At 62.5% G+C, this 14,372-nt stretch carries 15 protein-coding genes; 7 read left to right on the forward strand and 8 right to left on the reverse strand.

What is annotated here, in order from left to right:
• The first annotated feature begins 113 nt into the window (after window positions 1–113).
• Complete coding sequence (locus tag QTL96_RS05870) at window positions 114–1,100, forward strand: glutathione S-transferase family protein (protein WP_289727029.1); 987 nt, start codon at window positions 114–116, stop codon at window positions 1,098–1,100.
• A 14-nt stretch (window positions 1,101–1,114) separates the two neighbouring features.
• Here the strand turns inward: QTL96_RS05870 and QTL96_RS05875 are convergent, their stop codons facing one another.
• Complete coding sequence (locus tag QTL96_RS05875; protein WP_289727182.1) at window positions 1,115–1,552, reverse strand: NUDIX domain-containing protein; 438 nt, start codon at window positions 1,550–1,552, stop codon at window positions 1,115–1,117.
• Window positions 1,553–1,674: 122 nt separating this feature from the next.
• Between QTL96_RS05875 and QTL96_RS05880 the strand changes: the two genes are divergently transcribed.
• From QTL96_RS05880 to QTL96_RS05895, 4 genes are all read left to right on the forward strand, one after another.
• Window positions 1,675–2,583, forward strand: a complete 909-nt coding sequence (locus QTL96_RS05880) for a metallophosphoesterase (RefSeq protein WP_289727030.1) — start codon at window positions 1,675–1,677, stop codon at window positions 2,581–2,583.
• A gap of 156 nt (window positions 2,584–2,739) precedes the next feature.
• Window positions 2,740–3,288, forward strand: a complete 549-nt coding sequence (locus tag QTL96_RS05885; RefSeq protein ID WP_289727183.1) for a hypothetical protein — start codon at window positions 2,740–2,742, stop codon at window positions 3,286–3,288.
• A 173-nt stretch (window positions 3,289–3,461) separates the two neighbouring features.
• A complete protein-coding gene (locus tag QTL96_RS05890; protein ID WP_112980169.1) occupies window positions 3,462–3,968 on the forward strand; it encodes an RNA polymerase sigma factor in 507 nt (168 codons plus the stop codon).
• Between the two features lies 1 nt (window position 3,969).
• On the forward strand, window positions 3,970–4,812 hold the full coding sequence (locus tag QTL96_RS05895; RefSeq protein ID WP_289727031.1) for an anti-sigma factor: 843 nt from the start codon (window positions 3,970–3,972) through the stop codon (window positions 4,810–4,812).
• A 217-nt stretch (window positions 4,813–5,029) separates the two neighbouring features.
• Here the strand turns inward: QTL96_RS05895 and leuA are convergent, their stop codons facing one another.
• The 3 genes from leuA to QTL96_RS05910 form a co-directional block, all read right to left on the reverse strand.
• On the reverse strand, window positions 5,030–6,739 hold the full coding sequence (leuA, locus tag QTL96_RS05900) for a 2-isopropylmalate synthase (protein ID WP_289727032.1): 1,710 nt from the start codon (window positions 6,737–6,739) through the stop codon (window positions 5,030–5,032).
• A 323-nt stretch (window positions 6,740–7,062) separates the two neighbouring features.
• Entirely contained in the window at window positions 7,063–8,247 is a 1,185-nt protein-coding gene (locus tag QTL96_RS05905; RefSeq protein ID WP_289727033.1) for a benzoate/H(+) symporter BenE family transporter, read from the reverse strand.
• Window positions 8,248–8,553: 306 nt separating this feature from the next.
• Window positions 8,554–9,138 carry an ATP-dependent Clp protease proteolytic subunit gene (locus QTL96_RS05910; RefSeq protein ID WP_018897336.1) on the reverse strand — a complete coding sequence of 195 codons (585 nt, stop codon included), beginning with the start codon at window positions 9,136–9,138 and terminating at the stop codon, window positions 8,554–8,556.
• 228 nt (window positions 9,139–9,366) lie between these two features.
• On the opposite strand from QTL96_RS05910, the gene QTL96_RS05915 reads away from it, so the two are divergent.
• Entirely contained in the window at window positions 9,367–10,182 is an 816-nt protein-coding gene (locus QTL96_RS05915; protein WP_289727034.1) for a DUF2076 domain-containing protein, read from the forward strand.
• Window positions 10,183–10,249: 67 nt separating this feature from the next.
• On the opposite strand, the gene QTL96_RS05920 is transcribed toward QTL96_RS05915, so the two are convergent.
• Window positions 10,250–11,191 (reverse strand): sialate O-acetylesterase, encoded by a 942-nt coding sequence (locus QTL96_RS05920; protein ID WP_289727035.1) that lies wholly within the window; start codon window positions 11,189–11,191, stop codon window positions 10,250–10,252.
• Window positions 11,192–11,503: 312 nt separating this feature from the next.
• Here QTL96_RS05920 and QTL96_RS05925 point away from each other — a divergent pair, with 312 nt between their 5' ends.
• Window positions 11,504–12,286, forward strand: a complete 783-nt coding sequence (locus QTL96_RS05925) for a glycosyltransferase family 25 protein (protein WP_289727036.1) — start codon at window positions 11,504–11,506, stop codon at window positions 12,284–12,286.
• An 11-nt stretch (window positions 12,287–12,297) separates the two neighbouring features.
• On the opposite strand, the gene queF is transcribed toward QTL96_RS05925, so the two are convergent.
• From queF to QTL96_RS05940, 3 genes are all read right to left on the reverse strand, one after another.
• Entirely contained in the window at window positions 12,298–12,762 is a 465-nt protein-coding gene (gene queF / locus QTL96_RS05930) for a preQ(1) synthase (protein ID WP_113010298.1), read from the reverse strand.
• Window positions 12,763–13,677, reverse strand: coding sequence for a CDF family cation efflux transporter EmfA (emfA, locus tag QTL96_RS05935; RefSeq protein ID WP_289727037.1), 915 nt, complete (start codon window positions 13,675–13,677; stop codon window positions 12,763–12,765).
• A gap of 194 nt (window positions 13,678–13,871) precedes the next feature.
• The gene (locus QTL96_RS05940; RefSeq protein WP_289727038.1) at window positions 13,872–14,369 is read right to left on the reverse strand and encodes an isochorismatase family protein; all 498 of its coding nucleotides are present in this window, start codon (window positions 14,367–14,369) and stop codon (window positions 13,872–13,874) included.
• Window positions 14,370–14,372: the final 3 nt, after the last annotated feature.

Below are 14,372 nucleotides of genomic sequence, written 5' to 3' on the forward strand. Positions count from 1 at the left end.
TCGCACCGCCGGGCGCATTCGGCGCGTGACGCACTGTTCAATCTTTGCCCCACTGCAAAATCCGCCCAAGCGCGATATCTAACGGGCAACGAAAGATCGAAGGAGTAGATACCATGGGTATGCTGGTCGACGGCGTCTGGCAGGACGTCTGGTACGATACGAAGGAGACCAAGGGTCACTTCAAGCGCGCCGCCTCGCAGTTCCGCAACTGGATCACGCCGGATGGCAGCACCGGTCCGTCGGGCAAGGAAGGCTTCAAGGCCGAGGCCGGGCGCTATCATCTCTACGTATCCCTCGCCTGTCCCTGGGCGCACCGCACGCTGATCTTCCGCAAGCTGAAGCGGCTGGAAGACCTGATCTCGGTCTCCGTCGTCGATCCGCTGATGCTGGAAAAGGGCTGGGAATTCAAGGTCGGCGACGGCACCACCGGCGATCCGCTCTTCGGCGCCAAGGCGCTCTCAGACATCTACGTGAGGGCCGATCCGCACTATTCCGGCCGCGTCACCGTGCCCGTCCTGTGGGACAAGAAGACCAACACCATCGTCAGCAACGAATCCGCCGAGATCATCCGCATGTTCAACAGCGCCTTCGACGCGCTGACGGGCTCGACCACCGATTTCTACCCGCAAGACCTCAGCGCCGAGATCGACGATCTGAACGCGCTGATCTACGACACCGTCAACAACGGCGTCTACAAGGCAGGCTTTGCCACCGCGCAGGACGCCTATGCGGAAAGCGTGGCCAAGCTCTTCGAAACGCTCGACATGCTGGAAGACCGCCTCGGCAAGGGCCGCTATCTCTTTGGCGACCGGCTGACGGAGGCCGATTGGCGGCTCTTTACCACGCTGGTGCGCTTCGACCCTGTCTATGTCGGCCACTTCAAGTGCAACATCCGCCGCATCGCCGATTACCCGAACCTCTCGGCCTATCTGCGCGATCTCTACCAGACACCAGGGATCAAGGAGACGGTCGACTTCCGCCACATCAAGGACCACTATTACCGCAGCCACAAGACGATCAACCCGACCGGTATCGTCCCCGTCGGCCCGGAACTGGACCTCGACCGCCCGCACGGTCGCGGCGAACGCGCCGCCGCTTAATTAGGCCGCCCGGCCTACCAAACCTGGTCGGGCTGCCGCTCTCCGGCGATCTCGGCAAGACGACGGTGCGTCGACGCCGTCGTCCCCTCGGGCAGCGCGTCGAGCGCGAAGAAACCGCATTCGACGATCTCACGGTCCGGCGCCCTCGGCGCCGTCTGCTCGACATTGGCGCGGTAGAACACGACATGGTCGCGCCGCGTGGCCGATGTATTGAGATAGACCTGAACGAGCTCCGGCCGTCCGACAATCACGAGATTGCCCTCCTCGCGCAGCTCCTTGACGAGCGCGTCCTCGGCCGTCTCGTTGCGCTCGATACCGCCACCCGGCATGTGCCAGCCGGGCACGTAGCTGTGCCGCACCAAAAACACGTAGCCCCTGTCATCGAAGCAGGCGGCGCGCACGCCCATGGTCATTCCGCGCGCGAAGGCGAAGTAGATATGCACCACGCGCATCATCAGGCGCGATTGCCAGTGGCGGATTTCTTTCACGCGTCTTCCAATTCCATCAATCCGTTCAAGCAGATGTGCGAGGAGATGTGTTTGAAATACGGCTGCCGTGAGCTATGTGTGCACCCATGTTCAAGCTCGCGCACATTTCAGACGTCCATCTCGGGCCGCTGCCCCACATCTCTTTCCGTGAACTCTTTTCCAAGCGTATCACCGGCTTTGTGAACTGGCATCGCAATCGGCGCAAGCACCTTTTCGGCGGCACGCTGGATCTGCTGCTCGACGATATAAGAGAAAAGCAGCCGGATCACATGGCGATCACAGGCGATCTCGTCAATCTCGCAAGCGGCCTTGAAATCCGCGCCGCGGCCGGCTGGCTGCGCGAGCTCGGCGATCCCAAGGACTACTCCGTCGTCCCCGGCAATCACGACGCCTATGTGCCCGGCGCCTACGAGAAGTCGATGCGCGCCTGGTACGATAACGTCCGCGGCGATCTCGCGCCTGCCGAATGGCAGGAAAACAAGCACATCTTCCCCTACTTGCGCATTCGCGGAAAAGTCGCGATCGTCGGCTGCTCGACGGCAGTGGCAACGCCGCCCTTCGCAGCCAGCGGCTTCTTCGGCGAGCGGCAGGCCCGCGAGACAGTGAACATGCTGCGCGCCGCCGGCGAAGCCGGGCTGTTTCGCGTCGTCATGATCCACCATCCGCCGATCCGTGGCGCCACATCCTTCCACAAGCGCATGATCGGCATCCGCCGTTTCGCTGCCGTCATCTCCACCGGCGGCGCCGAACTCGTGCTGCATGGCCACACCCACCTGAACACGGTGCACTGGCTGCGCGGCCAGACAGGCCCGGTTCCTGTCGTCGGCATCGCCTCGGGCTCGCAGGGTCCCGGCGGCTCGAAACCGCCCGCCGCCTACAATCTCTTCAGCATCGATGGCGGCCCCGGCGCCTGGAGCCTCAAGGGCGAACGCTTCAGCCTCAGCCCGTCGGGCGACGACATCAACCCGGAAAGCGTCGATATCTTCAGGCTTTAGCGCCATTTCCGGAATCAGTTTCGCGGCAAGTTGAATCACTGCGCGAACTCGGGCGAAAAACCATAAATCGCAACCGATCGCCTCTTGGTATTTCCCGATCTAGGCGTACACTCCTTATATTAGCGATCTTATATTCGGAGACGTCGCATGCCATCCATGACCCCGCTCCGAGGCCTGGCACTCGCCGGCTGCCTCGCCCTCACCTTCTCTGCCCCCGCCTTCGCCGCCGGCGAAGAGACAGACGAAACCAAGCCGCCGCCAAAGACCGAAACCACCACCAAGTGCGCCGACGGCAAGGTATGGGACAAGAAGAAGAAGGAATGCGTCACGCCGAACAAGCAGACCTTCAACGACGATGATCTCTACAAGGCCGCCCGCGAATTCGCCTATGCTGGCCAATACGACAACGCCATCACCGTGCTCAATCTCGCCCGCAACCAGAACGACCCGCGCATCCTGAACTACCTCGGCTACGCCAACCGCAAGGCCGGCCGGATGGAGCTTGGCATGTCCTATTATCGCAAGGCGCTGCAGGCCGACGGTAACTATATTCTCGCACGGTCATATATGGGCCAAGCTTTGATGGAACAGGGTGATGAGCAGGGCGCGCGCGTGCAGCTGGTCGAGATCCGCGACCGCGGCGGCGAGAACACGTGGGCCTACCGCTCGCTCCTTCAGTCGCTCCACGGCTACAGGACCTATTGAGCCCGAGGGATCACCCGAAAAAAGCTTTGGGAACCCGTGAGATAAGTGGCCTTTTGCTTGCGAAGCAGCGGCGATTTGTTTCATAAAGGACACAGAGACGATATAATTCGCACATGCGCTAGGTCACGGCTCCGTAACGGCTCCCGATGCCAGGCATTCACCTTGGGAAAACCATGCGTCAACCAGTGACGACCATCGACATCAGACGCGATCTTGTGGGTCTTCTGCCCCGGTTGCGGCGGTTCGCGATGACGCTCGCGGGTGATGCGGCAGGCGCCGACGAGCTCGTACAGGCCGGCTGTCAGCGGGCGATTGCCAAGAGCAATCAATGGCAGGGCGAAGGCCGGCTCGACAGCTGGGTCTACACGCTGATGCGCCAGCAATGGAGCGAGGACCACCGCAAGCGCAAGCCGCATGCGGTCAACAAGACCAACGTCACCGATATCCGCACGGCCACGCGCGACCGCGCCGCCATCGTCGATTCCGACGCGATCCATCGGATGATCGCGGAGATGCCCGAGGGCATCGCCAGCGCCTTCCTGCTGGTATCGATCGAAGGCCATGGCTACCAGCAGGCCGGCGACATCATGGGCGTCGCCCCCACCCTCATCATGTCGCAGCTGGCGCAGGCGAAACTGCACTTCGCCAGCCTCGCCGACGACCATTCCCACAGGTTCTGATTTGCTCGACTTCAAGAAACTGCCGCTCGATGCCCAGCTGACCGCCCTTCTCGATGGCGAGACAACGCCCGAGCAGAAGCACGAGCTGGAACAGCGCCTGGCAACCGACGACGGCGCGCGGCGAATCTACGACAAGCTGCGCAACGGCGCCGATTTCGGCAAGCGCCGGCTCGACGACATCCTGAAGGAACCGGTTCCGCTGGCGCTGGTGCGCTCGATCAAGAGCGTGCAGCCGCCCAAGGCCCCGGTCGCGCCGCGCCAGTCGCGCCAGCCGTTCAAATTCGCGCCGTCAGGCCCGCAGGCGCTGGTGGCCGGCATTGTGCTTCTCGTCGCCGGCTGCGGCATCGGCTATATCGTCGGCACCGGCCACACCGCGGCGCAGACCGCGCAGGCCGTCGATGCCGCGCAGGCGAGCGAAACGACGGAATGGCTGGGCGACATGCTCGCCAACCAGCGCCTGCTCGCCCGCCAGCCGCGCCACATCTTCGAAGTTCCGGCCACGCAGCCGGAAGAAATCTCCACCTGGCTCACGACAACCGTCGGCGTCGCCTTCCGCGTCCCCGATCTCGTCTCCGAGGGCTGGACCTTCCAGGGCGCCCGCGTGACCTTGGCAAACGGCCGCCCGGTCGGCCAGCTGGTCTACACCAGCTCAGACGGCGACCTCGCCACCATCGCCTTCCGCAAGGACAACCAGCCGGATGATGCCGAGGATTTCAAGGAAACGATCCGCGACGAGATCGGCCTAGTCACCTGGCACAATGCCGGCACCTCCTACATGCTGATCGGCCCCTCCTCCGAGGCATCGCTCAGCCAGCTCGCCATGCAGATCGCCACCGCGATTTGAAGTAAGCGTCGTCAACGGCGGCGGTCAACGTGCTCGCCGCCTGGTGTCTCGCCGCAAACCTCTCCACCCTCATCCCTGTGCTCGTCACAGGGATCCAGCGCGATCAAGTCCTTGGGTTGGAAGACTCTTCTCGCCGCGCAGACGCGCGTCGGCTGGATCCCGGCACAAGGCCGGGATGAGGAGATGATGGGGATGCGACCCGCTAACCAGCCTACGATCAGGCCTTGCCGGCCCTCACATCAAGCACCCGGTTCGCCGCCGAGACGATCGCTTCCAGCGACGCGCCGACGATGTTGGTGCTGATACCGGCGCCAAAGAGCTTGCCGCCCGGATAGGACGTCTCGACATAGGAAATCGCCGAGGCGTTCGAGCCGTGCTGCAGCGAGTGCTCGGAATAATCCTGCACCGCCATCTCGACCCCGAGATACTCCGAGAGCGCATTGATGAAGCCGTCGATCGGGCCGTTGCCGCGCCCTTCGATCGTCTTCGTCACGCCGTTATCGGTGATCTCGGCGGAAACCACGCGAACGCCCTTGCGCTCGGGATCGGCGAAGGTCTGGTGATCTACGAACTTGATGCGGCCCTTCGGCTGCGTCACGTAGCGCTCGATGAAGTGGTCGTAGATCCGCTTCGACGGCAGTTCCTTGCCTTCTTCGTCGGTGATCCGCTGGATCTCCTCGCGATATTCCACCTGCAGGTTGCGCGGCAGGTTCAGGCCGTAATCCTGCTGCAGGATATAGGCGATGCCGCCCTTGCCCGACTGCGAGTTGATGCGGATGATCGCCTCGTAAGAGCGGCCGACGTCCTGCGGATCGATCGGCAGATACGGCACTTCCCAGACAGGGTGATTGGCCACCTTGATCGCCTTCATGCCCTTGTTGATCGCGTCCTGGTGCGAGCCGGAAAACGCCGTATAGACCAGTTCGCCGACGTAAGGATGGCGCTCGCCGATCGGCATCTGGTTGGAATATTCGAACACGTCCTTCATGCGCACGATATCCGAGCAGTCGATCTCCGGATCAACGCCCTGCGTGAACATGTTGAGCGCCATCGTCACGACGTCGACATTGCCGGTGCGCTCGCCATTGCCAAACAGCGTGCCCTCGACACGATCGGCGCCCGCCAGCAACGCCAGCTCGGCGGCGGCGATGCCGGTGCCGCGGTCGTTATGCGGGTGCAGCGAGATGATCAGATTTTCGCGATTGTCGAGATTGCGGCACATCCACTCGATCTGGTCGGCATAGACGTTCGGCGTCGCCATTTCGACGGTGGACGGCAGGTTGATGATCAGCTTGTTGTCGGGCGTCGGCTTCATTTCGCCGATGACAGCGTTGCAGATCTCCAGCGCAACTTCCAGCTCGGTGCCGGTGAAGCTCTCCGGCGAGTATTCGAAACGATAGCCGCCGCCGGCCTTGGCCGCCATGTCGGAAATCATCTTCGCCGCGTCGACCGCGATCTGCTTGATGCCGTTGACGTCCTTGGCGAAAACCACGCGGCGCTGCAGTTCGCTGGTCGAGTTGTAGAAATGCACGATCGGCTTGTTGGCGCCTTCCAGGGCTTCAAAGGTGCGCGTGATCAGCTCGGGGCGGCACTGCACCAGCACCTGCAGCGATACGTCGTCGGGCACATTGCCCTGTTCGACACACCAGCGCGCGAAGTCGAAATCGGTCTGCGAGGCCGACGGGAATCCGATCTCGATTTCCTTAAAACCCATGTCGAGCAGCAGCTGGAACATCCGCGCCTTGCGGTCGTGGCCCATCGGGTCGACCAGAGCCTGGTTGCCGTCGCGCAGGTCCACGGAACACCAGATCGGCGCCTTGGTCAGCGTCTTGGTCGGCCATGTGCGATCGGGGATGTTGACCTGCGGATAAGCGCGATACTTCATCGCCGCGTCAGGCATGCCGTGGGAGCGGGTCTTCGTGTCCATGTCTTCTCTTCCTATTCCCGTCATCTGGCCGCGTCATAGCGCATGGCCTGCCTGTTGGCGATGACGAATCCGGCGCAAAGCGTCCGGTTGATCGATTTTTGGGATATGTGAAGAGGAGCTATGGCCGGCGGGCTTTGGGCCGCCGGGCGCTCCTCAACGGACCCGGCAACCGCGCGTAAGGCCGAGGAGAAGAAGCGAGGTCAGGGCGCGCGTATTGTCGCGCAGGGCGATACGCCCGCGTGCAATCTGCTCAGAAATCATGATGCCCGTGCTCTTCATGCCGGCCTGTATAGCCGCCGCGCGAAAAACTGGCAAGTGCTCGATTATTTTTTCCTCATCTGCACAAATCGCTGCAACGCCATCATCAGCCCGCCGGCCAGCAGCCCCCAGAAGGCTCCGGAAATGCCGCCGAAGGAGACACCGGATGCCGTCACCAGGAATGTGATCGCAGCCGCTTCCCGCGTATCGGGCGCCTGGAAGGCGGCCATGGCGGAGCCCGAGAAGGCGCCGACCAGCGCCAGCCCCGCCACCGCCTGGATCAGGATCGGCGGCGCCAGTGCGACGGATGCGGTGACGGCTCCCGCAAGCGGCCCGAGGATGAGATAGCAGACACCGCAGACGATGACGGCCCAGTAGCGTCGCTTCGGATCCGGATGCGCATCCGGCCCGGCGCACATGGCCGCCGTGATCGCCGCAAGATTGACGGCATGGCCACCGAACGGCGCAGACAGAAGCGAGAAGAAACCGGTCGAGGCAAAGAGCGACCCGGGCTTGGTCTCATAGCCGTTGACCTTCATGACCGCGATGCCTGGAATATTCTGCGAGGCCATGGTGACGATGAAGAGCGGCAAAGCGATTGACACGAAGGCCGGCACGTTGAACACGGGCATGACGAATTCGACCGTCGGCACCAGCGAGCGCTTGACGGTATCAAGCGCGCCCACGGGCACATCGACGCCGAAAACCACGACCAGCACGAAGGCCGCCAGCGCGGCCGGCACAGCCCACAGCCGCTTGAAGGCACCGACGACAATCCAGGCAAGCACGATCGGCAGCCCGAGCAGCGGATCGAACCCGACAGCCTTGACCGGCGCGAAGCAGAGCCCGATCAGCACGCCCGCCAGCATCGCATTGGCCAGCGGCGCCGGAATGGCCGCCACCGCGCGCCCGAGCGGCTTAAACAGCCCGGCGATCACGATCAGCAACGCGCAGATGATGAAGGCCCCAACGGCCGCATTGAACCCGCCCTCGACCACACCGGTCGCAGCCAGAAGCGCGCCCCCTGGTGTCGACCACGCCATACTGATCGGCAGTCTGGATGTTACGCTGAGCACGATCGCGCAAATCCCGAGCGAGACCGACAACGCCATCAACCCCGAAGCCGCCTGCGCCTCCGTGGCGCCAACGGCCTGCAACCCGTGCAGCACGACGGCGAACGAACTGGCGAAACCGACGAAAGCGGTGAGAACGCCCATGAACAGGGCCTGGACGGAGAAGTCTTTAAGCATGCGGGGGACTCGGAGCGAAGAATGGCGTCATGCAGCCGTATCGCAAACGGGGGCGCAAGGCCAGATGGGCCGGTTGCCTCCCCCCACCTCCCTCATTCTCGCCCTTGTGGCGGGAATCCAGCCGACGCGCGTCCGCGCGGCGAGAAGACTCTTTTTCGGCGCCTGGCTTTAACCAGCTCTTTCGCGGCGCAAACGCGCCGTAGCTGGATCCCGGCACAAGGCCGGGATGAGGGGAAGATATGCGCACAAAAAAGCGCCCTCGCCCGCCATCATCCGGCAGCCGAGGGCGCTTCTATCTCAATCCGATCAGATATCGCTCTGCGACGTCACGATGCGCGATACCAGGCCGTAGGCCTTGGCTTCCTCAGCCGACAGCCAGTAGTCGCGGTCGGTGTCGGCGGCGATCTTTTCGTAAGACTGGCCGGTGGCGTCAGCCATGATCTTGTTCAGGCGCTCGTTCATCTTGATGATCTCGCGTGCCTGGATCTCGATGTCGGACGCCATGCCGCGCGTGCCGCCCGAGGGTTGGTGCAGCAGGAAGCGGGTGTTGGGCAGGCAAAGGCGCTGCTCCTTGGGCGCGGCGACGTAGATCAGCGCGCCGGCCGAGGCGACCCAGCCGGTTCCAATCATCCAGACCTTCGGCTTGATGAACTTGATCATGTCGTGGATCGAATCGCCGGATTCGACGTGGCCGCCGGGCGAATTGACGTAGATGCGGATGTCTTCGTCGCTGGCCGCGGCAAGCGCCACGAGCTGCGAGCAGACCTTCTGCGCCAGTTCCTGGTTGATCGGTCCATAGATGAAGATGGAACGCGACTTGAAAAGGTTCGCCTCCGTTTCCTTGCCGAGCGGCAGTTCCTTCGTCTTGTCGTCCTGGTCTTCGTCGTTCATTCGAACCTCTCTCACGTAAATTCGGGTTCCCCGCACATAGTGCGACTCAATGCGTAAAACAATGCGTGAAAAAGACAAGCCACGGAACGGGTGAAGATATGGTTAGGGGTCGTTGGCTTACTGAAATGTAACTTGTGGAGGCTTTGAAAAGTCTCAATCCGTTCCTACGTCCTTCTCAAGCGATCCACTTGAGACCATATGCGAGCCCAGCGCCAAAGGAGACAGCCGATGTCACCCGAAGAACGCCAACTCCTGACCGCCCTTTTCGAGCGTGTCCGCACCGCAGCCGCAACGCCGCGCGACCGCGACGCCGAACAGCTGGTCGACCAGAGCACCCGCGAACAGCCATACGCGGCCTATTATCTGGCGCAAGCCGTGATCGTGCAGGAGAAGGGCCTTGAGGCCGCCGCCAGTCACATCAAGGAGCTGGAAGAGCGCGTCCGCCAGCTCGAGGCGAACCAGAGCGACACCCACAAGGCCGAACAAGGCGGCGGCTTCCTTTCCTCCATCTTCGGCAGCAGCCAGCCGCCGCAGCAGCGGGCGCAGCCGACACCTTCGGACGCCGCACCCAGCGGCCCATGGGGCAGCGCCCCGCGCCAGCAGATCCGTGAAAACCAGGGCTTCGACACCGCCCCGCGCATGCAGCAGCAACCCTCTGGCCCCTGGAGCCAGCAGGCGTCTGCCCCATCTGCCGGCGGCAGCTTCCTGCAGGGCGCGCTCGGCACCGCGGCCGGTGTGGCCGGCGGCATGCTGCTTGCCAATTCGCTGAGCGGCATCTTCAGCGGGAACCACATGTCTTCGCTCGGCCTCGGCTCGGGCGCAACGCCATCAAGCGCGCCGACGGAAGAAACCGTCATCAACAACTATTACAACAATGACGGCGGCAGCCAGCAGGCCGACAACACCCGCACGGTCGCTGACAACAACGTCGCCGATAACAACGATAACAACGACAGCGGCCTGCAGCAGGCCGATTACGATAACGACGACGACAATTTCGACGATCAGTCCGACTTCGGCAACGACGACAGCTTCAACGTCTGACGACCGCCGCGAACGCCATCGGGGCCGCGCTGAAGCGGCCCCCACCAAGCCAGCGCCTTGCGCGCCCTTATTGCGATGAAGCCTGCAACTGCGGACCGGCGAGCAGCAGATCGCGCCATGCAGCCGCAACCTTCTCCGCGCCCGAACCGCCGATATGGCAATCATCGTAACGGTCGTCGCCATTGAGCAGCGCGTCCGAGTTCACGCCCTGTACGATGCCGTTGCCGCTCTTCGGCAAGGCAAGCTGCGCCCGCAATACCGGATTGTCTTCGGTGTGCTGTTTGAAACCGCCATTGGCGGGTTCGAGGCACTTGGTCGCCACCGAGATATAAACGGGAGCTGCAACCCCCAATCCGCGCAGCGTTCCGACCATCGACAGGAAGCGCTGTTCGTAGATCTCGGAGCTCGTGCCAAGAACGAAATCGGCCTCGCCCTGCACCCAAAGCACGTTGGTCACGCGATAGCCGGCGTCGTGAAGCTTCTTCGTGCTTTCGGCGAGAACGGGGTTGAGATCGCCACCTTCGGCCCAGCGCGCCACCTCGGAGCCTGAGTAAGCGACCGGCGCGATGATGACATTGTCGTAGCGCCCGGATGCGATCAGCGAATTGCCAATGTCCGTCCAGTACTCGCCCTTGGTGTCCGTCGAGCCGAGAAGCGGCGATGCGGCAGTGAAGCAATGGCCGTCAAATTCGTTGATCACCCGCTCACCATACTGCGACCTGTGCCGCTGGCCGCCATCATTGGCAGCATTCGATTGTCCGAGAACCAGGAGAACGGCGGTGCGGTCGCTCTGAACCGGGCACGACACCGCCATCTTCGTCTCGTCTCCGATCAGACGTTTCTTGTCATCGAACGTGTAGCGGCTGGGCGCCGCCGCCTCCGGCGCGGTAAACTGGTGTTTCAGCGCCGAAAGCTGGGGCCAGGGAAACATCTCGTGCTTGGCACTCATGCCGCCGGAGACAAAAACCGCAAGCAATGCGGCACATCCGAAAATAAGATTTCGAAGCATCCGAACACCCAATATGTGAAAGCGTGTGGCTGACAGTGGGCACCGCCGCTCGCAATTGCCCACTCGCTGAAATTGTCCTTCGCCACACTAGATATGAAACTCAGGACTGCAATTACCCCGATAGGATGAGGCTCCTACGAATGAACGAGGCGATCTATACAATCCTAACTTGACCGTGGCGTCGTTGTCGCAACGCAGCCTTATGCAAGCTTTCGGTGCATGCGCCCCGCGACCGATTGATAAGCCTCCCTGGCATCGATATGGTCCGCCGCGATCATTGACATCACGAAACGCAGAGCGGACGACAGAGCATTGAAAACCCTCATCATCAGCCGCAAGGCCGAGGAAACAAGGCGTCGCTTTCAGACGCGGCAGATGCAGGCGCTGGGCCTCGATTTCGAGTTTCTGGATGCCTTCGAGGCCCGCGACCTCACACCCGAGGAATGTCAGAAGGCCGCCGACAGCTGGCCGAGCCCGACGTTGCGCGAAGATGTCGCCTGCTTCACCTCGCACCGCATCGCCTGGCGCAGGATCATCGATAGCGGTGAGCGGATGCTGATCCTGGAAGACGACGCCGTGCTGTCGGAGAGCTTCGCCGACGCCCTTGCCGGCATCGAGGCGCGCGCCGATGGCGACGATATCGCCTATGATCTCGAATTCGCGCCCCGCGATCATATCGTCGCGAAACATCCGCTCTGGACCGACGGGACTTATAGCGCCCGGCGCGTGTTCCAGAACCGCGTCGGCACGGCCGGCTATGTCATCGGCCCCGGTGCCGCCGCGCGCATGTTGAAGGATACCGAAACCTACGGCCTGCTCGACGCCTATATGTGGCACCGCGCCTGGCTGAAGGCCTACCAGATCGAGCCCGCCCCCGTCATCCAGATGCAGTTTCTCGACGGCAGCGCCGACAAGGCGGCTTTCATCCGCAAGTCGATCGACCGCGCCTTCACGCCGAGCAAGCTGCGCAAGAACCTGCTCAGGATGAAGCTGGAGGCGATCAAGGCCCGCAACCTCGTCCGTGGCTGGCTCCGAAGCGAGCGGCGCCCGCTGCGCATGGAAAGGGCGAGTTTCCCCGCCGATCCCGCCAAGTAAGCTGACTAAGCTTAGCCACGACCACGATAGGTCGCGACGCCCTGGTCGGGCAGCCACACGCCCTCGGGCGGCTTGCCGGTCTGCCAGAACACGTCGATCGGGATGCCGCCGCGCGGATACCAGTAGGCGCCGATCCTCAGCCACTTCGGATCGAGCAGATCGACGATGCGCTTGGCGATATAGATCGAGCAATCCTCATGAAAGGCGCCGTGGTTGCGGAAGGAGTGCAGGAAGAGCTTTAGCGCCTTGGATTCCACCAGCCATTCGTTCGGGATGTAATCGATGACGATATGGGCGAAATCCGGCTGCCCGGTCATCGGGCAGAGCGAGGTAAATTCGGGCGCGGTGAAGCGCACCACGTAATCGGTGCCGGCATTGCTGGCGGGCACCTTTTCCAGCACCGCCGTCTCGGGCGAGGTCGGCGCTTCGGTCTGTTTTCCCAGCATGGACAGGCTGGAGACGTCTGTATTGGGCATTCAAGCCTCCTTGATGACTTTGACGCGGATGCCGTGGGCCTTTTCGCCCTCCGGCTCGACGTGAATGGCGATGCTGGAGCCCGGATGCACGGCGCGGATGGCATCCTCAAGGCGATCGCAGATATCGTGCGCCTGCCTTACAGACATTGCAGCCGGCACGACAAGATGGAAATCGATGAAAGTGACGGCGCCGGCGCGACGCGTCTTCAGATCATGCACGCCCAGCGAACCCGTCGCATGCGTGGCGATCGCAGCCTTGATCGCTTCTTCTTCCTGCGGCTCAACCGCCTGGTCCATCAGCCCGCCAATCGAATGCGAGATCACCTTCCAGCCCTGATAGAGGATGTTGATCGCGACCAGAATGGCGAGGATGGGGTCGAAGATCGCATAGCCGGTGGCGATCGCCAAAAGCAGGCCGATCAGCACGCCGACGGAGGTGACGACGTCAGACATGATATGCTGGCCATCCGCCGTCAGCGCCGCCGAGCGATACTTGCGCCCGGTCGTGATCAGAAGCCGCGCCCAGATGGCGTTGATCACGCCGGCCGCGAAGTTGATGGCGAGACCCAGCACCGGCGCCTCGAGCATACGGGGATCGGCGAGATGCCCCACCGCCTCGTTGACGATCAGAAGTGCTGCGACAACGATCAGCACGCCCTCGGTGACCGCCGAGAGATACTCCGCCTTGTGGTGCCCGAAAGGATGGTCATGATCCGCCGGCTTCTGCGCGTAGCGGATCACGAAGAAAGCGATAAAGGCGGCAACGACGTTGACTGTCGATTCCAGCCCGTCGGACAAGAGCGCCACCGACCCCGTGACCCACCATGCCACCATCTTCAGGCCCATGACGCCAAGCGACATCGGAATGCCCCAGAATGCCAGCTTCCGAACCGTAAGGTTTCCCTGTTCGCTCATCTCTGTCCCTCTGCCTTCTTAGATGTCCAATACCGGTGCGGATGCGAACGAATTGCAGAAACAACGCCATTCAAACGCAAAACCGCCCGCGCGAAAATCGCGCAGGCGGCTGTTGCGGAGGATATGGGCCAGAAATGGCGATTTGTCAAAGTGGAAGTGGCGGCAGGAGGTCGACGGGCGGTATTTGCCGCGTCTCAAACCTCGGAAGAATGGATCACCTGCGTCTTGGACCGCAAGGCACTCAAGGCGATCAGATGGACGACCTCCAGAGGAGCGGTGCAAAGATCGTCGATCACCTTGATCTGGAAGTTCTCCGCAGCGCGTGACAATGCCGTAAACACCACGCAGTTCTGCGTCATCATCCCGCAGACCAGCAATTCCGTCGTTCCCCTCAAATGATCTGCGAGGCTCGTCTCCTGAAATGCGTCTGCATACTGCTTCGTCACCACCGGAGCATCGCCAGCCGCAGTCAGAACAGCCGGGCGGATTGCAACACCATCACCGTTGGCGGCAAACAGGCCCGTCGGCGCTGTCGAAACGTGCCGAACGAGAACAATCCCGTCACCCCTTGCGCGTGCTTGCCGGATCGCCTCGACGACCCGCTTCTCTGTTTCTTCGGCCTCCCAGAGCGGCAGCGCGCCGCCGGGAAAATAGTCGTTCTGAACGTCGATCACGAGAAGGGTGCGGGTCATCGG

It is taken from the genome of Rhizobium sp. S163, from assembly GCF_030380805.1.
GTDB lineage: Bacteria > Pseudomonadota > Alphaproteobacteria > Rhizobiales > Rhizobiaceae > Rhizobium.

Bases quoted from the DNA above. Each gene is read 5' to 3' on its own strand.
- QTL96_RS05870 (WP_289727029.1), top strand. From the start codon at position 114: ATGGGTATGCTGGTCGACGGCGTCTGGCAGGACGTCTGGTACGATACG.
- QTL96_RS05875 (WP_289727182.1), bottom strand. From the start codon at position 1,552: ATGCGCGTGGTGCATATCTACTTCGCCTTCGCGCGCGGAATGACCATG.
- QTL96_RS05880 (WP_289727030.1), top strand. From the start codon at position 1,675: ATGTTCAAGCTCGCGCACATTTCAGACGTCCATCTCGGGCCGCTGCCC.
- QTL96_RS05885 (WP_289727183.1), top strand. From the start codon at position 2,740: ATGACCCCGCTCCGAGGCCTGGCACTCGCCGGCTGCCTCGCCCTCACC.
- QTL96_RS05890 (WP_112980169.1), top strand. From the start codon at position 3,462: ATGCGTCAACCAGTGACGACCATCGACATCAGACGCGATCTTGTGGGT.
- leuA (WP_289727032.1), bottom strand. From the start codon at position 6,739: ATGGACACGAAGACCCGCTCCCACGGCATGCCTGACGCGGCGATGAAG.
- QTL96_RS05905 (WP_289727033.1), bottom strand. From the start codon at position 8,247: ATGCTTAAAGACTTCTCCGTCCAGGCCCTGTTCATGGGCGTTCTCACC.
- QTL96_RS05910 (WP_018897336.1), bottom strand. From the start codon at position 9,138: ATGAACGACGAAGACCAGGACGACAAGACGAAGGAACTGCCGCTCGGC.
- QTL96_RS05915 (WP_289727034.1), top strand. From the start codon at position 9,367: ATGTCACCCGAAGAACGCCAACTCCTGACCGCCCTTTTCGAGCGTGTC.
- QTL96_RS05920 (WP_289727035.1), bottom strand. From the start codon at position 11,191: ATGCTTCGAAATCTTATTTTCGGATGTGCCGCATTGCTTGCGGTTTTT.
- queF (WP_113010298.1), bottom strand. From the start codon at position 12,762: ATGCCCAATACAGACGTCTCCAGCCTGTCCATGCTGGGAAAACAGACC.
- emfA (WP_289727037.1), bottom strand. From the start codon at position 13,677: ATGAGCGAACAGGGAAACCTTACGGTTCGGAAGCTGGCATTCTGGGGC.
- QTL96_RS05940 (WP_289727038.1), bottom strand. From the start codon at position 14,369: ATGACCCGCACCCTTCTCGTGATCGACGTTCAGAACGACTATTTTCCC.